Source organism: Nocardioides marinisabuli, assembly GCF_013466785.1.
Taxonomy (GTDB): Bacteria; Actinomycetota; Actinomycetes; order Propionibacteriales; family Nocardioidaceae; genus Nocardioides; species Nocardioides marinisabuli.
The window spans coordinates 2479714-2500314 of the sequence record NZ_CP059163.1 but is presented as its reverse complement, the minus strand read 5'-3'; the positions used below and the strand labels follow the sequence as shown (position 1 = coordinate 2500314).

Below are 20601 nucleotides of genomic sequence, written 5' to 3'. Positions count from 1 at the left end.
CGTGCACCACCCTGTGAGGTGTGACACCCAATTGTGACCGGAGGCCCGGTCCACATACCCGATGCGGTGTACTTGACACATGTCTGCTCGCCCTCCGGTGACCGTGTCCGACCAGCTCCGCGCCCCCGTGGGGCCGCGGGTCGAGCTGTGCTACCAGACCTTCGGCGACCCAGACGGCGACCCGCTGGTGCTGGTGATGGGCCTCGGCGCCCCGCTGACCTGGTGGGACGACGACCTGTGCACGCACCTGGCCCGGCGCGGCTTCTACGTGGTGCGCTTCGACAACCGCGACGCCGGCCGCTCCAGCCGCGGGCAGGGCCGGGTCACCCGGGCCACGCTGGTGCGCGCCTTCGCCGGCCTGCCCACGCGGGCGCCGTACACCCTGGGCGACATGGCCGGTGACGTCGTCGGCCTGATGGACCACCTGGGCCTGGAGTCCGCGCACGTCGCCGGGGCCTCGATGGGTGGGATGATCGTGCAGACCCTGGCCGTCGAGCACCCGACCCGGGTGCGGTCGCTGACCTCGATCATGTCGACCACCGGGCGGCGCACCGTGGGGTGGCAGCACCCCGCCCTGCTGCCGATGCTCATCGGCAGCGGCGCCCAGGGCAAGGAGGCCTACATCAAGCAGAGCGCCCGCCTGTGGCGCCTGATCGGCTCGCCGGGCTACCCGCTGAGCGCCGAGGAGAACCGTCAGCGCGCCGCCGACACCTACGACCACGGCGTCAGCGCCGCGGGCACGCTGCGCCAGATGGTGGCGATCCTGACCCAGCCCGACCGCGGCCCGGCGCTGCAGGCCCTCGACCTGCCCTCGCTGGTCGTGCACGGCCTGGCCGACAAGATGGTGCACCCCTCGGGTGGGCGGGCGACCGCCCGCGCCCTGCGCGGCAGCGAGCTGCTGCTGATCGACGGCATGGGCCACGACCTGCCCGCCGCGCTGCACGAGACGTTCGCCGCCGCGATCCGGCGCACCGCCGACCGGGCCTGAGCCGGCCGACGTCTCACCCCCGCGGCACCGACAGGGGGGTTGTGGTCGCTTTACCCAGCGACTAGACCGGTGGACCCACGTCGTCCTCGGGAGGTCGCATGCCGCACGAGAGCCCCACCACGCCGTCGCCGCCCCGGCGACCACCCGGCGTACGCCGACGCCGCGGGCTGGCCGTCGCCGCCGCCGTGGCGCTCTCGGCCGGCCTGCTCGGCGCCTGCGGCTCCGAGGGGAAGCCGACGCTGACCTGGTACCTCAACCCCGACGGCCAGGCCACCTTCGAGGCCTTCGCCGAGCAGTGCAGCACCGACGAGTACGACATCCAGACCCGGCTGCTGCCCACCAGCGCCACCGACCAGCGGGTGCAGCTGGCGCGTCGCCTGGCCGCCGAGGACAGCCAGACCGACCTGATGAACCTCGACCCGGTCTTCGTGCCCGAGTTCGCCAACGCGGGCTGGCTGCTGGAGCTGCCGGGCGACACGGTCACCGACGACACCCTGGAGGGGATCGCCGAGACGGTGCGCTGGGAGGACAAGATCTACGCCGCGCCGCTGTGGGCCAACACCCAGGTGCTCTGGTACCGCAAGTCCCTGGCCCAGGAGGCCGGGCTCGACATGAGCCAGCCGGTCACCTGGTCGCAGGTGGTCGAGGCGGCCTCGTCGGTCGACGGGGCCACGGTCGGCGTGCAGGCCAACAAGTACGAGGCCTACGTGGTGTGGATCAACGCGATGATCGAGGGTGCCGGCGGCACCATCCTGGAGAACCCGGAGGCCGGCGTCGACGCCGAGGTGGCCCTCGACTCCGACGCCGCCCGCGAGGCGGCCCGGGTGGTCGACGAGCTGGCCTCCTCCCCCGCCGCCCAGGCCGACCTGTCGGTCTCCAACGAGGGCACCGCGCTGGCCTACATGTACGGCGACGGGCCCGGCGCGTTCATGGTCAACTGGACGTTCGTCTACAAGAACTTCGAGCCCTCCGACGCCAACGACTACACCAAGGAGCAGTTCGACGACCTGGGTTGGGCGCGCTACCCGCGCACCGTCGACGGCCAGGAGTCCGCTCCCCCCGTGGGTGGCATCGACATCGGTGTCGGCGCCTTCACCGAGCACCCCGACTTCGCCCGCGAGGCCGCCGCCTGCATCACCTCGGTCGAGAACCAGGTCGAGCTGGCGGTCACCGACGGCCTGATGCCCGCCACCCAGTCGGCGTACGACGCCGGGGAGCTGGCCGAGGCCTACCCGCCCGACCTGCTCGACCTGTTCCGCACCAGCGTCGACGAGGGCGGGCCGCGCCCCAAGAGCGCCTTCTACGCCACCATCTCCGGGGCCATCCAGTCCCGCTGGCACCCGCCCAGCGAGGTCGACCCCGAGACCACGCCCGAGAGGTCGCAGGAGTACCTGCAGGCCGTGCTGGAAGGGAAGGCGCTGCTGTGACCTCCGCGACCGTCGCCACGCCGGCCACCGACGCCGGCAAGGGCCCCACGTCCGCCCCGCCCGAGGTCAGCGACCGGGCCCGCCACGAGAACCGGCTGGGCCAGCGCCTGGTGGCCCCCGCGGTGGTGGTGATGCTCGTGGTCACCGCCTTCCCGATCCTGCGGGCCCTCTACCTCTCGCTCTACAACTACTCGCTCACCGCACCCGAGGACCGGCAGTTCATCGGGCTGTCCAACTACGTCACGGCGCTGACCGACACGCTCTTCTGGCGCGACATCGGCGTGACCGTGCTCTACATGGTCGTGACGGTGGCGATCGAGCTGGTCATCGGCTTCGCCTTCGCGCTGGTGATGCACCGCGTGGTCTTCGCCCGGGGCCTGATCCGCACCTCGATCCTGATCCCCTACGGCATCATCACCGTCGTCTCCGGCTTCGCCTGGCAGTTCGCCTTCACCTACCAGAACGGCTTCGTCAACGGCTGGCTGCCGTTCATCAGCGACGACTTCAACTGGTTCGGCGAACCGGTGCCGGCGGTGATCGCGATCATGGTCTCCGAGATCTGGAAGACCACGCCGTTCATGTCGCTGCTGCTGCTGGCCGGTCTGGCGCAGGTCTCCGAGGACATGGTCGAGGCCGCCAAGGTCGACGGCGCCACCTGGTGGCAACGGCTGTGGAAGGTGATCCTGCCCAACATGAAGGCGGCGATCATGGTCGCGGTGCTCTTCCGCGCCCTCGACGCCTACCGGATCTTCGACAACATCTTCGTGATGACCGCGGGTGCCCAGGGCACCGAGTCGATCTCGTTCCTGACCTACCGCCAGAGCATCGAGCAGTTCCAGCTCGGGATGGGCTCGGCGCTGGCGGTCCTGCTGTTCCTGTCCGTGCTGCTGGTGGCCTTCCTCATCGTCAAGATGTTCAAGGTCGACCTGGCCCAGGCCCGAGGGGAGTGACCGGGATGCGCAAGCTCGGACTCGTCGTCGGCGTGGGGCTGGTGCTCGTGTGGTGCCTGCTGCCCGTCGTGTGGATCATCTCGCTGTCGTTCAAGAGCCAGGCGGCCGTCTCGGGCGGCACCGACCCCGGCTTCCTGCCGCTCGACTCCTTCACCGGCTTCGCCAACTACGCCGACGTGCTGGCCGACGAGCAGTTCCGCCGGGCCATCATCAACTCGATCGGCATCAGCCTGATCGCGACGCTGCTCTCGGTCATCATCGCGACCCTGGCGGCGTACGCCATCGCGCGGCTGGAGTTCAAGGGCAAGAAGCTGGTGCTGACCACGGCGCTGGCGATCGCGATGTTCCCGGTCGTCTCGCTGGTCAGCCCGCTCTTCGACCTGTGGCGCACGATCGGGCTCTACGACACCTGGCCGGGGCTGATCCTGCCCTACATGTCGTTCACGCTGCCGCTGGCGATCTGGACGCTCTCGGCGTTCTTCCGCGAGATCCCCTGGGAGATGGAACAGGCCGCCCAGGTCGACGGCGCCACCTCGTGGCAGGCGTTCCGCAAGGTGATCGTGCCGCTGGCCGCACCGGGCGTCTTCACCGCCGCGATCCTGACGTTCTTCTTCGCCTGGAACGACTTCGTCTTCGGCATCACCCTCACCTCCACCGAGAACGCCCGCCCGATCCCCGCGGCGCTGTCGTTCTTCGTGGGCCCCGACCCCTTCCAGCGCCCCGCCGGCCTCCTGGCCGCCGCGGCCGTGGTGGCCACGATCCCGATCGTGCTCATCGTGCTCGTCTTCCAACGCAAGATCGTCGCCGGTCTGACCTCCGGCGCCGTCAAGGGCTGAGTCAGACACAGAAAGGCAGGTCCGATGGCCGCCATCACCCTCAAGAACATCGTCAAGAAGTACGGGGACGGCTTCCCGGCCGTCAACGACGTCTCCATCGACATCGCCGACGGCGAGTTCGTCATCCTGGTGGGCCCCTCGGGCTGCGGGAAGTCGACGCTGCTGCGGATGATCGTGGGCCTCGAGGACATCACCTCGGGCGAGATGATGATCGGGGACCGCAAGGTCAACGACCTCGCACCCCGCGACCGCAACCTCGCGATGGTCTTCCAGAACTACGCGCTCTACCCGCACCTGTCGGTCTACGAGAACATCGCCTTCCCACTGCGGTTGGCCGGCGAGTCCGACGACGAGGTCGACCGCAAGGTGCGCGAGGCGTCGAAGACCCTCGAGCTCGACGAGCACCTCGACCGCAAGCCCGGCAACCTCTCGGGCGGCCAGCGCCAGCGGGTCGCGATGGGGCGCGCGATCGTCCGCGAGGCCGACGCGTTCCTCTTCGACGAGCCGCTGTCGAACCTCGACGCCAAGCTGCGCGGGCAGATGCGCACCGAGATCGCCCGGCTGCAGAAGCGCCTGGGCATCACCACCGTCTACGTCACCCACGACCAGACCGAGGCGATGACGCTCGGCGACCGCGTCGCGGTGCTCAAGCGCGGCCTGCTGCAGCAGCTCGCGACCCCGCGCGAGCTCTACGAGAACCCCGGCAACCTGTTCGTGGCCGGCTTCATCGGCTCCCCGCCGATGAACTTCCTGCCCGCCGAGGTCGACGGCACCACGGTGACGCTGCCCTTCGGCACCGTGCAGATCCCGGAGGAGAAGGCCGAGCGGGCCCAGGGCAAGGGGGTGCTGATGGCCGGCATCCGCCCCGAGTACTTCGAGGACGCCGAGATCGCCGACAAGGTCGGCTCCGACTCGACCTTCTCCGCCGACATCGACTTCGTGGAGTGGCTGGGCAACGAGACCTACGCCTACATCCCCTTCGAGGCGCCCCCCGAGGTGGAGGCGAAGATGCGCGAGCTCGAGGCGGACCTCGACGGCGAGGGGCTGCGCACCCAGCTCGTCGTCTCCCTCGACGGCTCCAGCCGGATCAAGGAGGGCGACAAGGCCGAGATCTACGTCGACGCCGCCAAGATGCACCTCTTCGACCCCGCCACCGGCGAGAACCTCACCGTCGACCGCGAGCACGCCGGCGAGATCCCCGACGACGCGCTGGCCGTCACCGGCTGAGCCCGCACGCACGAGTCGGCGCCACCTCCTGCAGGAAGTGGCGCCGACTCGTCGGTGGGTCAGTCGCTGAGGCGCGCGCCCGTCTTGGTGTCGAAGACGTGCACGTGGTGCGGGTCGGTGGTCACGTGCATGACCTCGCCCTTGCGGGCGTGGTCGCGACCGTGGACACGCACGATGACGGTGCTCGGGACACCCTCGACGTCGGAGGTGCCGTACAGGTAGTTGTCGGCGCCGAGCTCCTCGACGACCGTCACCTTCACCGGCAGGCCCTCGCCCGGCCCGACGACCCGCCAGGCCTCGGGGCGCACGCCCACGGTGATCTCGCCGTGCATCTTCTTCTCGGCGGCGGGGTCGACCGGCACCTCGTAGCCACCGATGCTGGCGCGGCCGTCCTTGGCCACCGCCTCCATCAGGTTCATCTGCGGCGAGCCGATGAACCCGGCGACGAACAGGTTGGCGGGCTTGTCGTAGAGCTCCAGCGGGGTCGCGACCTGCTGCAGCTCGCCGAGCTTCATCACCGCGACGCGGTCGCCCATCGTCATGGCCTCGACCTGGTCGTGGGTGACGTAGACGGTGGTGATGCCGAGGTCGGACTGGAGCTTGGCGATGTCGGTACGGGTCTGCACGCGCATCTTGGCGTCCAGGTTCGACAGCGGCTCGTCCATGCAGAAGACCTGCGGCTGGCGCACGATCGCGCGGCCCATCGCCACGCGCTGGCGCTGACCACCCGAGAGGGCCTTGGGCTTGCGGTCGAGGAACTCGGTGAGGCCCAGCATCGCCGCGGCCTCCTCGACGCGCTTGTTGCGCTCGTCGGTGGGCACCTTGGCCATCTTGAGCGAGAAGCCCATGTTCTCGGCCACGCTCATGTGCGGGTAGAGCGCGTAGTTCTGGAAGACCATCGCGATGTCGCGGTCCTTGGGCGGCAGGTGCGTGATGTCGCGGTCACCGATGTAGATGTTGCCCTCGTTGACCTCCTCGAGCCCGGCGAGCATCCGCAGGGTCGTGGACTTGCCGCAGCCGGACGGGCCGACGAGGACCATGAACTCGCCGTCCTTGATGTCCAGGTCGATGCCGGGGACGGCGGGGGTGTCGGCGCCGGGATACCAGCGCTGGGCCTTCTGGAAGGACACTGAAGCCATGTCGATCTCCTTCACCGGCAGGTACGTGCCGGACGATCCGTAGTGAAGTGGACGCACCCCGAGACGGGGTGACGTGGATCACCCTAGCAGCGCGCGAGGGCCCCCGGCCCGGGTGCCACCACTCGGGCAGCACCCGGGCGCCCGGGGCGGACCCGCCGGGCAGCGGTGCCCCGGGAGCCCGCCCGAGCGGTCACGCGCGGGCCGCCACCGCCGGGTCGAGCGGGTCGACGTACACCGTCGAGCCGAGCTCGACGAACTCCTCCGACTTCTCCCGGAACCGCTCGCGCACGTCCTGGCTGATCCGCATCGAGCAGAACTTCGGGCCGCACATGGAGCAGAAGTGCGCGGTCTTGGCCGCCTCGGCCGGCAGCGTCTCGTCGTGCATCGCCTGCGCGGTCGGCGGGTCGAGCGAGAGCGCGAACTGGTCGTGCCAGCGGAACTCGAAGCGCGCCTTCGACAGCTCGTCGTCCCAGGCCCGGGCGCCCGGGTGCCCCTTGGCGACGTCGGCGGCGTGCGCGGCGAGCTTGTAGGTGATCACCCCGGTCTTCACGTCGTCGCGGTCGGGCAGGCCCAGGTGCTCCTTGGGGGTGACGTAGCAGAGCATCGCGGTGCCGTGCATCGCGATCGCCGCGGCCCCGATGGCGCTGGTGATGTGGTCGTAGCCCGGCGCGACGTCGGTCGCGAGCGGGCCCAGGGTGTAGAACGGCGCGCCGTGGCACCAGTCCTGCTGCAGCACCACGTTCTCCTCGACCAGGTGCAGCGGCACGTGGCCGGGCCCCTCCACCATCACCTGCACGTCGTGCTCCCAGGCGCGCAGCGTCAGCTCACCCAGGGTGCGCAGCTCGGCGAGCTGGGCGGCGTCGTTGGCGTCGGCGACGCTGCCGGGGCGCAGCCCGTCCCCCAGGCTGAACGCGACGTCGTACGCCGCGAAGATCTCGCAGAGCTCGTCGAAGTGGGTGTAGAGGAAGTTCTCCTCGTGGTGGGCCAGGCACCAGCCGGCCATGATCGACCCGCCGCGCGAGACGATGCCGGTCACCCGGTCGACGGTCAGCGGCACGTGGCGCAGCAGCACGCCGGCGTGCACGGTCATGTAGTCGACGCCCTGCTCGGCCTGCTCGATGACGGTGTCGCGGTAGACCTCCCACGTCAGCCGGTCGGCCTCGCCGTCGACCTTCTCCAGCGCCTGGTAGATCGGCACCGTGCCGATCGGGACCGCCGAGTTGCGCAGGATCCACTCGCGGGTGGTGTGGATGTCGTCGCCGGTGGAGAGGTCCATGACGGTGTCGGCGCCCCAGGTGGTGGCCCAGGTCAGCTTCTCCACCTCCTCGGCGATGCTCGAGGTGACCGCGCTGTTGCCGATGTTGGCGTTGATCTTCACCAGGAAGCGCTTGCCGATGACCATCGGCTCGGCCTCGGGGTGGTTGGGGTTGGCCGGGATGATCGCGCGGCCGGCGGCCACCTCGCTGCGCACCAGCTCGACGTCGCAGCCCTCCCGCGCCGCGGCGTAGCGCATCTCCTGGGTCACCTCGCCGCGGCGGGCGTAGGCCATCTGGGTGACCGCGCCGCCGGTGGCGCGCCGCGGGGGCCGGCGCGGGCCGGTCCAGGCCTGGCGGGCGCCCCCGCGACGAGCCGCGCCGCGCCCGTCGTCGAGCGGGTCCGGGCCGCGCCCGTCGTACGTCGTCGTGTCGCCGCGTCCCTCGATCCACGGCGCGCGCAGGGCCGGCAGCCCGACGGCGGGGTCGCCGCCCGGCCCGGTCGTGCAGTAGCGGTCGAACGTCTCGCCGTTGGTCAGCGCGACCCGGGTCACCGGGACCTGCACGCCGTCGTGGTCGACGAGCACGCGGGAGTGGGCGGGGTGGACGGGCTGCTGGGTCATCGGAGGTCTCCTCGGGAGGCGGTGGGGTGCGGGAAGGTGTGGGCGATCGGGCCCCGGCCGCGGCCGAGGTCCCAGCACCGGCTGCGGTGCAGCGCGGCGAGCGTGTGGGAGGCGGCCTCGGCGACGGCTGCCTCGAGGTCGGCAGGCCCGCGGGGGTCCGGCGCCCGGCCAGGGCCACCGCCAGGGCGGCGCTGAAGGTGCAGCCGGTGCCGTGGTCGTTGGTGGTGCGCAGCGCCGGGTGCCGCAGGGCTGTCGGGGGGTGCCCGGGCAGGGCCAGCCAGTCGGTGCAGGCCTCCCCCGCCGGGTCGCCGTCGGGCCCGCCGGTCACCACGACGGCGCAGCCGAGGTCGGCCAGGGCCGAGGCCAGGTCGTGCGGCGCCGCGTCGCGGCCGAGGAGGGCGGCGGCCTCGTCGGCGTTGGGGGTGGCGACGGCGGCGACGGGCAGGAGGTGCTCGACGTAGGCGCGGGCCACGTCGGCCCCGCCCAGCACCGCCCCGCTGGTGGCCACCAGCACGGGGTCGACGACCAGGCGCCGCCCGCCGAGCCGCTCGGCGACCAGCCGCACCACCTCGGGCGTGCCGAGCATGCCGGTCTTGGCGGCCGCCACCGGGAGGTCCTCGAGCACCGCGTCGAGCTGGGCGGCGACGCTCGCCCGCGGCACGGCGTGCACGTCGCGGACGCCGGTGGTGTCCTGCGCGGTCACCGCGGTCACGACGCAGGCGCCGTGGCGCCCAGGGCCGCGAAGGTGGTGAGGTCGGCGGCGGTGCCGGCCGCACCTCCCGAGTCGGTGCCGGCGACGCTCAGCACGACCGGCGGCGTCCCGGAGCTCACCGGTCCGCTCCGTCGAGCGCCGCCAGCAGGGCGGCGACCACGCCGGCCGGCTCCCGGGCACGCATCACCGCGCCCATCACCGCCACCCCGGCCGCGCCGTGGCGCAGCGCGTCGGCGGCACGGGTCTCGTCGATGCCGCCGAGCGCCCAGATCGGCAGGCCCGGGTGGGCGAGCAGCCCCGGGTCGACGACCGGGCCGTGGCCCGGCTTGCTCGCGCTGGCGGCGTACGGCGACAGGGTCGCCCAGCCGGCACCCTCGGCCGCGGCGCGGGCCAGCTCGCCGGCGTCGTGGCACGAGCGCCCGAAGCGCCCGGTCGTCGGGGCCGGCTGGTGGGCGGCGAGGTGGAGCCCGGCGGCGCCGGGGTGGGGCCGGCGCGAGGTCAGCACCGTCAGGCCGGGGACCGCCAGCAGGGTCTCGACCAGGGCGCCGAAGCAGCGCTCGTCGAGGTCGTGCTCGCGCACCACGACCGCCTCCAGCCCTGCGGCGGCGCACTCGCGCACGGTCGCGGCCAGCCCTCGGCCCTTGGCCAGCTGGGCCCGGTCGGTGAGCAGCAGCAGCCGGGGCAGGGGCCGGCCGGACCCGGCGTGGCCGGCGCTCACCCGATCCTCCCCGCGGTGGGGCTCGAGGCCCGGGCCACGGCCCGCCTCGGGATGCGGCCCGCACAGCGTGCGAGGTGCCCGGCCTCCACGGCCCGGGACAGCGCCGCCGCCATCGCCACCGGGTCCTCGGCCCGGGTGACGGCGCTGGCCGCGAGCACGGCCGCGCAGCCCAGCTCCATCGCCAGGGCCGCGTCGCTGGCGGTGCCCACCCCGGCGTCCAGGACGACCGGCAGGCTGGTGGCGGCGACGACGGCCTCGACGGCGTGCGGATCGAGGACGCCGAGGCCGGAGCCGATCGGGGAGCCGAGCGGCATGACCGCGGCGCAGCCGACGTCCTCGAGCCGGCGCGCGACCACCGGGTCTGCGGTGGTGTAGGGCAGCACCGTGAACCCGTCGCGCACCAGGGTCGCGGCGGCGTCGAGCAGCTCGACGACGTCGGGCGCCAGACTGGTCTCGTCGCCGATCACCTCGAGCTTGACCCAGGTGGTGCCGAGCGCCTCGCGGGCCAGGCGGGCGGTGAGCACCGCCTCGCGCGCCGACGTGCAGCCGGCGGTGTTGGGCAGCACCCGCACCCCGGCGCGGCGCAGCAGGTCGAGCAGGCCGCCGCTGCCGGTGCTCGAGGTGCGCCGCACCGACACCGTGACCAGCGCGGGGGCGGCGGCCTCGAGGACGGCCGGCAGCAGGGACAGGCGGGGCAGGCCGCCGGTCCCGAGGAACAGGCGGGAGGACAGGTCCTCCCCCGCGATCCGCAGCCCGGGAGCGGTGGTGGTCACGTCGCTCATCCGCCCTGCACCGCCGTCACCACGTCGACGACGTCGCCGGGTCGCAACCGGCGGGTGGCGTGCTCGGCGCGCGGCACCACGTCGCCGTTGACGGCCACCGCCCGGCCGTCGGGGTCGGGCACCAGGTCGCGCACGGTCTCGACGAGCGGCGCGGGCCGCCCGTTGAGCAGGATCTGCTCGGTGGGTCTCATCGGTTCTCCAGGAGTGGTCGGAGTCGTCGGGGATCGGTGGCCGGGTCGACCCGGCCGGTCTCGAGGTGGTCCGCGACCAGCTCGGCGGTCAGCGGCGCCAGCAGCACGCCGTGGCGGAAGTGGCCGGTGGCCAGCACCAGGCCGGGGTCGCGGGTCGGGCCCACCAGCGGCAGCCCGTCGGGGGTGCCCGGCCGGTCCCGGGCCAACGCCTCGAGCAGCTCGGCGCGGTCGAGGCCGGGCAGCAGCTCGCGGGCGGCCTCGAGCAGCGCGTGCACCCCGCCCAGGGTCACCACGGGCGGCGAGTCGTGCTCCTCGCTCGTCGCGCCGATGACGACCTCGCCACCCGCCCGGGGCACCACGTAGACGGCCCGTCCGCGCACCCAGCCGCGCACCGTGCGGGCCGGCGGTCGTCGCTGCGCGCGCGCAGGACCTCGCCGCGCACGCCGCGCACGCACCCGGGCGGCAGGCCGGCCCGCTCGGCGTACGCCGCCGGCAGCGGGGTCGCGCCGGTGGCGAGCACCGTCACCTCGGCCCAGCCGGGGGTCGGCACGGGCTGCACGGGCACGCGCTCGAGCAGCGCCGCCAGGACCCGGCGCGGGTCGATGCTCGGGTCGTCGGGCAGCAGCACGCCGCCCAGCACCCGGCCCGAGAGGGTCGGCTCGAGGCCGCGCAGCCCGCGGGGGTCGAGCTCCTCCACGCGTCCACCGAGCCGGCGCACCAGCGCGGCCTGGCGCTCGACCTCCTGCAGGTCGGCGGCGTCGCGGCCGACCAGCAGCGTGCCCTCGAGACGCAGCGCGACGCCCAGCCGCTCGGCGTACGCCGGCCACAGGGCGAGGCTGCGGCGCCCCAGGTCGAGGAGCGCGGGCTCGTCGTGCCAGACCTCGGCGGCCGGGGTGAGCATGCCCGCGGCCGCCCACGAGGCGCCCCGCGCCGGTGCCGGGTCGATCACCCGCACGTCGTGGCCGCGGCGCAGCAGCTCCTCGGCGAGCGACAGGCCCACGATCCCGGCCCCGAGCACCTCGACCCGGGTGGTGCCGGGGGCGCTCACGCGACGGCGTCGAGCAGCTCCCGGGCGGCCAGCAGTGGGTCGGGTTGTCGCCAGAGGGCGCCGATGACGGCGACGCCGTGGGCGCCCGCCGACCGCGCCTCACGGGCGCGAGGCGCGTCCATCCCGCCGATGGCCAGGAGCGGCAGGTCGCCGGTGGCCGCGCTGATCGCGTCGAGCCCCAGCGGCGCCGGCAGACCAGGCTTGCTCAGGGTGTCGAAGACCGGGCCGAAGCCCGCGTAGTCGGCGCCGTCCTGGGTCGCGCGGCGTACGTCGTCGGCGTCGCGGCAGGTCGCGCCGACGAGCAGGCCCGGTGCCAGGCGGCGCGCGTCGGCGACCGGCAGGTCGAGCGCACCCAGGTGCACCCCGTCGGCGCCCGCCGCCAGCGCGACGTCGAGACGGTCGTCGACGACGACGGTGGCCCCGTGCGGGCGGACCGCCGCGACCACGTCACGGGCCAGGCGCAGCGCCATGCGGTCGTCGACCCGGGTCGACCAGTGCTTGGCGCGCACCTGGAAGCCGCGCACCCCCAGCCGGGCCAGGTCGGGCAGGACGGACAGGTCGTCGGTCGGACCGACCAGGCAGAACAGACGTGGCAGCACCATCGCTCCTCGCTTCCTTCGCCGGCTTTACCCGGATCAGGTTCGACGGTCGGAGCGGCTCAGCTCCCTCTCAGCCCGCTGCCGCGAGCTCCCGTGGTGGACGAGGACGAACCTAGCGCGGGGGTGGGGACCGACGTCAAGGCCCTCTCCCCCACACCGCGAGGGCTCAGGCGGCGTGGTCGATGCGGCGGGTGCCGGTGTGGTCGACGAGGTAGAGCGCGCCGTAGGGGTCGAGCCACACGAACACGCCGGGGTAGGGCTGCTTGACCCGCATGTGCCCGTGGGTCTTGACGCGGTGGTGGAGGGTGGTCATCGGCCCGTAGTTCCCGACCTCGCTCGTACCCCCGGCGTCCCCGGGTGCCCAGGGGTCGGTGTGGTCGACCTGCATGCTGTCGCTGGTGCAGGAGGAGAAGGGGAACACGTCGGCCGGCGAGATCACCCGCACGGCCCGCCTATGTCGGGCCGGGATCTCGTAGGCGTCGACCGGCACCTGTCCCAACGGGTCCAGCACCGGGCGGATCGTGAACTTCGCGTGGGGTCCGAGGACGTCGCGGACCCACTCGCGGGTCACCGGGCCGTGGCCCTCCACGCGGCCGATCGGCGGCAGAGGTTCGCCGGCATCAGCGATGGAGCGGCCGTCGAGGTGGACCACGATCTCTGCTCTGGGTGCCAGACCGGTCAGGTCCAGGTCGTCTGGGCGGGTGTCGGGGTTGGCAAGCATCAGCACCGCCAGCACCCGCCGCTCGTCGTTGTTGACCGCGGTGGGAGCGGCGTCGGGCTGCTCCTCACCCACCGGCTGGCGCAGGACCTCGGCCGCGTGCGGATCATCGGGGAACTGCTCGCGCAGCCGCTCCGCGACGGCGCCGATGGCGGTGTCGAGCTGCTCGATCACGGGAATGGGGGCGCGGATCAGGAACGAGGCCATCCCGTGCTCGGGTGTGCCGATCCTCTTCGCGAACGTCGCCCGCCGGGCCCGTTCCTCCTTCTCCCGCGCCAGCTCCGGTGCCGCAGCCGCGACCTTCCCGACCACCAGCGCCTCGAACCGGGTCCACGGGATACGCCCGTCCGCGGACTCCGCCACCTCCGCATCGACCCAGCCCGCCTCCAGGGCGTCGAGCTCGCGAGTCTTCGACGCCACGAACCGGGCATAGGAGGCACGGACCTCACCAGCCAGCACCCGCCCCCACAACACCGGGTGGCGGTCCTGCAGGTCCTGCGCATCCGCGATCAACGCCGACGCCGCATAGGTGCTGCGCCCGATCCGTGCCCCCAGCAACGACGCCGCGAACTCACTGACCGGCCGCGTCCCCACACCGCCGTACTGCCTGGCCTGCTCCCGCCCCGGCTTAGCGGACTCGGTCGGGTCCAGCTTGTGGTCGGGATCGTTGAGCACCGCCCACCGATACGCCACCACCAGCATCTGCACCTCCGCCTGCTGCGCGGTGGTCGCGAGCGAGGCAGCAGTGTCGAGGACAGCGTCCTCCGACATCTCCCCCACCACCGGCTTCCCGAGCATGAACCCACTCAAGCACCAGCCACCGACAACGAGATCCACCCAGGAGACGACCTGTGGACGGGCCGATCTCAGTAGGTGCCGAGATACTTCTTCGGAGTGCCCGGCGGGGGCAGCCGCTGCACCGTCACCGAGCCCATCACCGCCACGCCCTCCACCCGCACGACCGGGGAGTCGGGGCCCAGGTCGGGCGGCGTCTTGTCCTTGCCCTGGGAGTACTCCCCCATCACCGGGGTCCCGTCGACCAGCACCCGCACGTGGGCCGGCACCACGACCTTGACCTCGCCCATCACCGAGCTCGCCTGGATGCGGGTCTCGTGGCTCTCCAGGACCGCCTCGCGCAGGTCGAGCAGCACGCTGCCCATCAGCGCGAACGCGGTGTGCTGCGCCGGCACCCGCCACTCGCCCTGGCGCTTGCACTCGCCCATGATCGCGCGCGACGACAGGTGCTCGGGCGCCCTGACCGGGCTCGCCCCCGGCCGGGGCGACGGCACCTGGGTGCGAGACCCGTCGACGGGCTGCAGGTCGTGGGTGATCGGGACCAGGTCGGCGTACGTCTTGGCCGCCCAGGTCTGGTCCAGGCGCTCCTCGAGCTCGTCGAGGTCGAGCCGGCCTTCGCCGGCGGCCACGCGCAGCAGCTCGGCGACGCGCTCGCGGTCGGCGTGCGAGATCCGCATCATCGACGGCTCCGGTGGGCGTCCCTCCATCTCTCCCATGGGCGGCAGACTAGTGCCGGTGCGAGCGGCGTACCCTGGGCGCTCGTGAGCGAAGCCGAGTTCCGTTACTCCGACCTGCTGCCGACCGGCAAGGACGACACGCCCTACCGGTTGATCACCACCGAGGGCGTCTCGACCGTCGACGTCGAGGGCCAGACCTTCCTCAAGGTCAGCCCGGAGGCGATCCAGCGCCTGACCGCCGAGGCGATGCACGACATCGCGCACTACCTGCGCCCGGCCCACCTGGCCCAGCTGCGCAAGATCATCGACGACCCCGAGGCGTCGGGCAACGACCGGTTCGTGGCCACCGACCTGCTCAAGAACGTCAACATCTCCGCCGGCGGCGTGCTGCCGATGTGCCAGGACACCGGCACCGCGATCGTGATGGGCAAGAAGTCCGAGGGCGTGCTGACCGGCGTCGACGACGGCGAGGCGATCAGCCGCGGCGTCCACGAGGCCTACACGAAGCTCAACCTGCGCTACTCGCAGCTCGCGCCGCTGACGACGTACGAGGAGAAGAACACCGGCACCAACCTGCCGGCCCAGATCGAGATCTACTCCACCCCGCAGACCAGCGGGAAGCCGGAGTACAAGTTCCTCTTCATGGCCAAGGGCGGCGGCTCGGCCAACAAGTCGTTCCTGTTCCAGGAGACCAAGGCGATCCTCAACCCCACGAGGATGCTGCAGTTCCTCGACGAGAAGATCCGCTCGCTCGGCACCGCCGCCTGCCCGCCGTACCACCTGGCCGTGGTCATCGGCGGCACCAGCGCGGAGTTCGCGCTCAAGACCGCCAAGTACGCCTCGGCGCACTACCTGGACAACCTGCCCACCGAGGGCTCGATGGACGCCCACGGCTTCCGCGACCTCGAGCTGGAGGAGCAGGTCTTCGAGCTGACCCAGTCGTTCGGCATCGGCGCGCAGTTCGGCGGCAAGTACTTCTGCCACGACGTGCGCGTGGTGCGCCTGCCCCGCCACGGCGCCTCCTGCCCGGTCGCGATCGCCGTGTCGTGCTCGGCCGACCGCCAGGCGCTGGGCAAGATCACCCCCGAGGGCGTCTTCCTCGAGCAGCTCGAGACCGACCCGGCGCACTACCTGCCGGAGACCACCGACGACGCCCTCGAGGCGGCCTCCGACGTGGTGCAGATCGACCTCAACCAGCCGATGGCCGACATCCTCGCCGAGCTCACCAAGCACCCGGTCAAGACCCGGCTCTCGCTGACCGGGCCGCTGGTCGTGGCCCGCGACATCGCGCACGCCAAGATCCAGGAGCGCCTCGACGCCGGCGAGGGCATGCCGGAGTACCTCAAGGACCACGCGGTCTACTACGCCGGCCCGGCCAAGACCCCCGAGGGCTACGCCTCCGGGTCCTTCGGCCCGACGACCGCCGGCCGGATGGACTCCTACGTGAAGTCCTTCCAGGCCGAGGGCGGCTCGATGGTGATGCTCGCCAAGGGCAACCGCTCCAAGCAGGTCACCGAGTCGTGCGACGAGCACGGCGGGTTCTACCTCGGCTCGATCGGCGGCCCCGCCGCCCGCCTGGCGCAGGACTGCATCAAGTCGGTCGAGGTGCTGGAGTACCCCGAGCTCGGCATGGAGGCGGTCTGGAAGATCGAGGTCGAGGACTTCCCCGCCTTCATCGTCGTCGACGACAAGGGCAACGACTTCTTCACCGACCCCGGCGGCGCGGTGACCGTGCCGATCTCGGGCATCCGGGTCCGCTCCGCGCAGTAGCCGCGAGCCGGCCGGTTCGAACCGGCCGGCTCGGGGTCAGTTCTTGTCGGCGCCGCTGCGGGCGTTGGGGCCGGTGGGGCCCTCGTCGACGCGTCCGCTCTCGGCGTCCGGCTGCCCGGCGACCGCCTGGTCGTCGGAGATCGGCTGGGCGGCGTCGTCCATGCTCTGCACCTCCGAGACCTGACCGCCCTCGGCTGCCGCGCCCTCGTCGGCGTCGCGCTGCTTGTCGCGCTTGCGCTCCTGCTCACGCTCGTGCTGGCCCTGGCTCACAGGTCCTCCTCGTGTCGGTGTCCCCTCGACGCTAGCCAAGCGCTCCCAGGCGCGCCCTCACCCCCGCGGCGCGCATGCCCGGCCCGTACGTCGGGCAGGATGCTGGCGTGGAGCACGTGGAGATCGCCCGGGCCGAGACCGAGCGCGGGGAGCTGGTGCTCAGCGAGCGCCGTGACGACAACGCACCGGCCTCGCTCGAGCTGCGCGCCAACGGCGTCTTCGTGATGGACACCGTCGAGGTCGCCACCGAGCGGGCCCTGGCGACCGCCGCCCTGGCCCTGGTCGAGGAGCCGCGGGCGGTCGTCGTCGGCGGCTTGGGCCTCGGCTACACGATGCACGAGGTGCTGGCCGACTCGCGCGTCGAGCGGTGCGCGGTGGTGGAGATCGAGGAGGCGCTGGTCGGCTGGATGCGCGACGGCACGATCCCCCACGGCCCGACCCTGCTCGCCGACGAGCGGGTCACCGTGGTGCAGGCCGACATCGCGGTCGCGATGGCCGAGGCCCGGCCGGCGACCTACGACCTCGTGCTCCTCGACGTCGACAACGGGCCCGGCTACCTGGTCCACGAGGGCAACGCCGGGCTCTACGAGCAGGCCTTCCTCAGCACCGTGGAGGCGGTGCTGCGCCCCGGCGGTGCGCTGGTCGTCTGGTCGGCCGCCGAGGCCCCCGACCTCGAGACGGCCCTGCGCGCGGTCTTCGCCGAGGTCGACGTACGCCGCCACGACGTGCGGCTGCAGGACCGCGACGAGCAGTACCTGCTCTACGTGGCGCGCCCCGGCCCCCGCGACTGACCCGGCCGACCCGACGAGGGCGGTCGCGGCGCGCTCGCCGGCACCGGGTCGGCCGGCTCGTGGCCCTCGAGCCGCTCGTGGTCGCGGTCGCGCACGGCGCGCTGGATCTGCTGGAGGTTGTTGCGCAGCAGGTCGGAGACCAGCTCGTCGGTGCGCGGGTCCGACAGCATCTCGATCATCACGCGCAGGGTGGTCTCGGTGACCTCGGAGACGATCGTGTCGTAGCCGGGCAGCCGCGACACCAGCCGGGCGTTGGGGTCCTCACGGACCTTCTCGGCCACCAGCGCCTTGAGCTCGTCGTGGTTCTCGAGCAGCGCGTCGGAGATGTTCTTGGTGTAGTGGCCGGTGCGCATGACCGCCGCGACCTCGTCGAGCACCGTGATGGTCAGCGGCCGCTTGATCATCTCGAGACCCTTGTAGGCGAGCCTGCTGGCCAGCCGCAGCACCCACGGCCGGCGCATCCCCAGCCGCACGAGCACCGCTCCGAGGAGCGCCGCCAGCACCGAGCCGCCCACGGTCACCGCGAGCACCAGGAGCAGCACCTGGAGCGTGCTCAGGTCCTCGAGCCACTGCGTCATGGTCCGTCCTCCACCTCGGTGCGCCTGGTGAGCAGGCCCCACCGTAGCGGTGAGGCGCGCGGTGTCCGGCAGTCGTTAGCGTGGCTGCATGAGCGAGCACGACGAGAGCGCCGAGGTCCGGATCGAGCACGACTCCATGGGCGAGGTCGAGGTGCCCCGCGACGCGCTGTGGCGCGCGCAGACGCAACGGGCGGTGCAGAACTTCCCGATCAGCGGCACCCCGATCGAGCCGGCCCTGGTGCACGCCATCGGCCAGGTCAAGGCCGCAGCCGCCACCGTCAACGGCGAGCTGGGCGTGCTGGAGCCCGAGCAGGCCCGTGCGGTCACCGAGGCCGCGCAGCGGGTGGCGGCCGGTGAGCACGACGACGCCTTCCCCGTCGACGTCTTCCAGACCGGGTCGGGCACCTCGTCCAACATGAACGCCAACGAGGTGATCGCCTCGCTGGCGGCCCGGGCCGGCACCGAGGTGCACCCCAACGACCACGTCAACGCCAGCCAGTCGAGCAACGACACCTTCCCCACCGCCATCCACGTCGCGGCGGCCCTCGCCGTGGTCGACGACCTGCTCCCCGCCATCGACACGCTGGCCGCCTCCCTCGAGGCCAAGGCCGAGAAGTTCGCCGGCCTGGTGAAGTCGGGGCGCACGCACCTGATGGACGCCACCCCGGTGATGCTCGGCCAGGAGATGGGCGGGTACGCCGCCACCGTGCGCTACGCCGCCGAGCGGCTGGAGGCGGTGCTCCCCCGGGTCCGCGAGCTGCCGCTCGGCGGCACCGCGGTCGGCACCGGCATCAACACCCCCGCCGGCTTCGCCGCCCGGGTCATCGAGGTGCTGGGCGAGCGCACCGGGCAGCCGTTCTCGGAGGCCCGCAACCACTTCGAGGCCCAGGGCACCCGCGACTCCCTCGTCGAGCTCAGCGGCGCCCTCAAGACGTACGCCGTCGGGCTGACGAAGATCTGCAACGACCTGCGCTGGATGGCCTCCGGACCGACGACCGGGCTGGCCGAGATCCACCTGCCCGACCTGCAGCCGGGCTCGAGCATCATGCCGGGCAAGGTCAACCCGGTCATCCCGGAGGCGACGCTCATGGTCTGCTTCCAGGTCGTCGGCAACGACGCGGCGGTGACCGCGGCCGGGGCCAGCGGCTCCTTCGAGCTCAACGTCGCCATGCCGGTGATCGCGCGCAACGTCCTGGAGTCGGTGCGGCTGCTGGCCGCCTCGTCGCGGGTGCTCGCCGAGCGGACCGTCGACGGCATCACCGCCGACGCCGAGCGGATGCGCACCTACGCAGAGTCCTCGCCCTCGGTGGTGACGCCCCTCAACAAGCACATCGGCTACGAGGAGGCCGCCAAGGTGGCCAAGGCCGCGCTGGCCGAGGGGCGCACGATCCGCGAGCAGGTGCTGGCGATGGGCTACGTCGAGCGCGGGGACCTGACCGAGGCGCAGCTCGACAGCGCCCTCGACGTCGAGAGCATGACCCACCCGTGAGCGGGCGCGCTGCTACCCGCCTGCCCGCCCCGGTCCGGCTGCGCTACTCGGGAGCGAGCACGTAGAACGTGGCGCCGCCCTCGAAGCCCGTGGGCTCTGCGTCGGGGTCGGCGAGCGGCACGCAGGAGTAGCGCCGACCGCCCAGCCAGGGGTCGAGGTCGACGCACGCCGCGAGCTTTCGGCCGTTCGACGCCAGCAGGTAGGTGCCGACGCCGGGCAGCTCCAGCGACGGGTCGTCGCGGAAGTCGTCAGCGGCCTCGGCGACCGGCATGTCGACATCGCGCGCCTGCGCCTCGTCGACCCGCGTGGCCAGCTCCCGGGCCAGGTCGGGCAGGACGGCCTCGGCGCGGCGGCGGTCCACCTCGTCGAGCACGGCCAGGCCGCCCAGGACCAGCCCCAGCACGACGACCGCCCCGAGAGCTTGGAGCCGGCGTCGGCGGCGGCTCTGGCGAGCGCGTTCCCGCGGGTCGTTGTCGACGTCGTACCCACGTGCAGCCAGGTCCCCGAGCTTCTCGTCCACGCCGAGACCTTCCCACACCTCCGGGGGCCGTGGGCTCAGCGCAGCGTGACCGGTGCGCCGGCGTACCGGCCCAGCGTCGCGCGGACGTCGTCGCTCATCGGCCAGGAGGCCTGTGTGGCGTGGTCCCACAGCACCACCGTGGTGGCCGCCACCAGGGCGGGCCCGTGGTCGGCCTCGACCCGCATCTCGGTGGCCACGGTGAACGAGGAGCGGCCGACCTGCTGGACCCACAGCCTCATCAGGAACGGCTGGAAGGCCACGTAGCGCATCTCGGCGTGGTAGTCGACGCGCTGGGAGCCGACGAGCTCGACGACACCTTCGGGCAGGCCTCCGAGGAGTCCGGGGCGTGGACCGGTGGGCGGGGAGAGCTCGGCGTGGTGGTGGAAGAGGATGCGCGCCTCGTCGAGGATCCGGATGGCCTCGACGTTGTCGACGTGGCCGCCGAGGTTGATGTCGCGCACCCGCGCCTGGATCTCGCACTCGAAGACGTCGCTCACGCG

The 20601-nt window shown here is 72.7% G+C and carries 23 protein-coding genes, 1 pseudogene and 1 riboswitch; of the genes and pseudogenes, 8 read left to right on the top strand and 16 right to left on the bottom strand.

Annotated elements, in window-relative coordinates; genetic code table 11:
* The first annotated feature begins 79 nt into the window (after positions 1-79).
* From H0S66_RS11950 to H0S66_RS11930, 5 genes are all read left to right on the top strand, one after another.
* Positions 80-988, top strand: coding sequence for an alpha/beta fold hydrolase (locus H0S66_RS11950; protein ID WP_179615580.1), 909 nt, complete (start codon positions 80-82; stop codon positions 986-988).
* A 98-nt stretch (positions 989-1086) separates the two neighbouring features.
* Positions 1087-2415 carry an extracellular solute-binding protein gene (locus H0S66_RS11945; protein WP_179615579.1) on the top strand — a complete coding sequence of 443 codons (1329 nt, stop codon included), beginning with the start codon at positions 1087-1089 and terminating at the stop codon, positions 2413-2415.
* On the top strand, positions 2412-3365 hold the full coding sequence (locus tag H0S66_RS11940; RefSeq protein ID WP_258016883.1) for a carbohydrate ABC transporter permease: 954 nt from the start codon (positions 2412-2414) through the stop codon (positions 3363-3365). Before H0S66_RS11945 ends, H0S66_RS11940 begins: the two co-directional genes overlap by 4 nt.
* Positions 3366-3370: 5 nt before the next feature.
* Entirely contained in the window at positions 3371-4201 is an 831-nt protein-coding gene (locus H0S66_RS11935) for a carbohydrate ABC transporter permease (RefSeq protein ID WP_179615578.1), read from the top strand.
* A gap of 24 nt (positions 4202-4225) precedes the next feature.
* Positions 4226-5428 (top strand): ABC transporter ATP-binding protein, encoded by a 1203-nt coding sequence (locus H0S66_RS11930; protein ID WP_179615577.1) that lies wholly within the window; start codon positions 4226-4228, stop codon positions 5426-5428.
* 59 nt (positions 5429-5487) lie between these two features.
* Here H0S66_RS11930 and H0S66_RS11925 read toward each other — a convergent pair whose 3' ends face one another.
* The 12 genes and pseudogenes from H0S66_RS11925 to H0S66_RS11875 all read right to left on the bottom strand — a co-directional run bounded on the left by H0S66_RS11925 (position 5488) and on the right by H0S66_RS11875 (position 14722).
* The gene (locus H0S66_RS11925) at positions 5488-6567 is read right to left on the bottom strand and encodes an ABC transporter ATP-binding protein (protein WP_179615576.1); all 1080 of its coding nucleotides are present in this window, start codon (positions 6565-6567) and stop codon (positions 5488-5490) included.
* 190 nt (positions 6568-6757) lie between these two features.
* A complete protein-coding gene (thiC, locus tag H0S66_RS11920; RefSeq protein ID WP_179615575.1) occupies positions 6758-8443 on the bottom strand; it encodes a phosphomethylpyrimidine synthase ThiC in 1686 nt (561 codons plus the stop codon).
* A 217-nt stretch (positions 8444-8660) separates the two neighbouring features.
* Positions 8661-9146: pseudogene (gene thiD, locus H0S66_RS21030) on the bottom strand (bifunctional hydroxymethylpyrimidine kinase/phosphomethylpyrimidine kinase); the annotation flags it as partial.
* 5 nt (positions 9147-9151) lie between these two features.
* Positions 9152-9274 carry a hypothetical protein gene (locus tag H0S66_RS20505; RefSeq protein ID WP_258016882.1) on the bottom strand — a complete coding sequence of 41 codons (123 nt, stop codon included), beginning with the start codon at positions 9272-9274 and terminating at the stop codon, positions 9152-9154.
* Positions 9271-9873 carry a thiamine phosphate synthase gene (locus H0S66_RS11910; RefSeq protein ID WP_218876302.1) on the bottom strand — a complete coding sequence of 201 codons (603 nt, stop codon included), beginning with the start codon at positions 9871-9873 and terminating at the stop codon, positions 9271-9273. Before H0S66_RS11910 ends, H0S66_RS20505 begins: the two co-directional genes overlap by 4 nt.
* Positions 9870-10655 carry a thiazole synthase gene (locus tag H0S66_RS11905; protein ID WP_179615573.1) on the bottom strand — a complete coding sequence of 262 codons (786 nt, stop codon included), beginning with the start codon at positions 10653-10655 and terminating at the stop codon, positions 9870-9872. The genes H0S66_RS11910 and H0S66_RS11905 overlap by 4 nt, the downstream gene beginning before the upstream one ends.
* Entirely contained in the window at positions 10652-10846 is a 195-nt protein-coding gene (gene thiS, locus H0S66_RS11900) for a sulfur carrier protein ThiS (RefSeq protein ID WP_179615572.1), read from the bottom strand. Before thiS ends, H0S66_RS11905 begins: the two co-directional genes overlap by 4 nt.
* A complete protein-coding gene (locus H0S66_RS11895) occupies positions 10843-11202 on the bottom strand; it encodes an FAD-dependent oxidoreductase (protein WP_258017221.1) in 360 nt (119 codons plus the stop codon). The genes thiS and H0S66_RS11895 overlap by 4 nt, the downstream gene beginning before the upstream one ends.
* On the bottom strand, positions 11133-11894 hold the full coding sequence (locus H0S66_RS11890) for an FAD-dependent oxidoreductase (RefSeq protein WP_180923595.1): 762 nt from the start codon (positions 11892-11894) through the stop codon (positions 11133-11135). The genes H0S66_RS11895 and H0S66_RS11890 overlap by 70 nt, the downstream gene beginning before the upstream one ends.
* Entirely contained in the window at positions 11891-12493 is a 603-nt protein-coding gene (locus H0S66_RS11885; RefSeq protein WP_179615570.1) for a thiamine phosphate synthase, read from the bottom strand. The genes H0S66_RS11890 and H0S66_RS11885 overlap by 4 nt, the downstream gene beginning before the upstream one ends.
* Positions 12489-12598: riboswitch (TPP riboswitch) on the bottom strand. (Overlaps the previous gene by 5 nt.)
* A gap of 61 nt (positions 12599-12659) precedes the next feature.
* Positions 12660-14009, bottom strand: a complete 1350-nt coding sequence (locus H0S66_RS11880; protein WP_179615569.1) for a DUF222 domain-containing protein — start codon at positions 14007-14009, stop codon at positions 12660-12662.
* Between the two features lie 68 nt (positions 14010-14077).
* Positions 14078-14722 carry a DUF1707 SHOCT-like domain-containing protein gene (locus tag H0S66_RS11875; RefSeq protein WP_246305139.1) on the bottom strand — a complete coding sequence of 215 codons (645 nt, stop codon included), beginning with the start codon at positions 14720-14722 and terminating at the stop codon, positions 14078-14080.
* 45 nt (positions 14723-14767) lie between these two features.
* On the opposite strand from H0S66_RS11875, the gene H0S66_RS11870 reads away from it, so the two are divergent.
* Positions 14768-16453, top strand: a complete 1686-nt coding sequence (locus tag H0S66_RS11870) for a fumarate hydratase (protein ID WP_179615568.1) — start codon at positions 14768-14770, stop codon at positions 16451-16453.
* 36 nt (positions 16454-16489) lie between these two features.
* Here the strand turns inward: H0S66_RS11870 and H0S66_RS11865 are convergent, their stop codons facing one another.
* The gene (locus tag H0S66_RS11865; protein WP_179615567.1) at positions 16490-16723 is read right to left on the bottom strand and encodes a hypothetical protein; all 234 of its coding nucleotides are present in this window, start codon (positions 16721-16723) and stop codon (positions 16490-16492) included.
* Between the two features lie 107 nt (positions 16724-16830).
* Between H0S66_RS11865 and H0S66_RS11860 the strand changes: the two genes are divergently transcribed.
* Positions 16831-17514 carry a spermidine synthase gene (locus H0S66_RS11860; protein ID WP_258016881.1) on the top strand — a complete coding sequence of 228 codons (684 nt, stop codon included), beginning with the start codon at positions 16831-16833 and terminating at the stop codon, positions 17512-17514.
* On the opposite strand, the gene H0S66_RS11855 is transcribed toward H0S66_RS11860, so the two are convergent.
* Positions 17484-18092, bottom strand: coding sequence for a hypothetical protein (locus H0S66_RS11855; RefSeq protein WP_179615565.1), 609 nt, complete (start codon positions 18090-18092; stop codon positions 17484-17486). The genes H0S66_RS11860 and H0S66_RS11855 overlap by 31 nt on opposite strands.
* Before the next feature lie 88 nt (positions 18093-18180).
* Between H0S66_RS11855 and H0S66_RS11850 the strand changes: the two genes are divergently transcribed.
* The gene (locus tag H0S66_RS11850; RefSeq protein WP_179615564.1) at positions 18181-19581 is read left to right on the top strand and encodes a class II fumarate hydratase; all 1401 of its coding nucleotides are present in this window, start codon (positions 18181-18183) and stop codon (positions 19579-19581) included.
* A 43-nt stretch (positions 19582-19624) separates the two neighbouring features.
* Here H0S66_RS11850 and H0S66_RS11845 read toward each other — a convergent pair whose 3' ends face one another.
* Together H0S66_RS11845 and H0S66_RS11840 are read right to left on the bottom strand one after the other, a co-directional pair.
* Positions 19625-20101 (bottom strand): hypothetical protein, encoded by a 477-nt coding sequence (locus H0S66_RS11845; RefSeq protein ID WP_179615563.1) that lies wholly within the window; start codon positions 20099-20101, stop codon positions 19625-19627.
* A 35-nt stretch (positions 20102-20136) separates the two neighbouring features.
* Positions 20137-20598, bottom strand: a complete 462-nt coding sequence (locus H0S66_RS11840; protein ID WP_179615562.1) for an acyl-CoA thioesterase — start codon at positions 20596-20598, stop codon at positions 20137-20139.
* Positions 20599-20601: the final 3 nt, after the last annotated feature.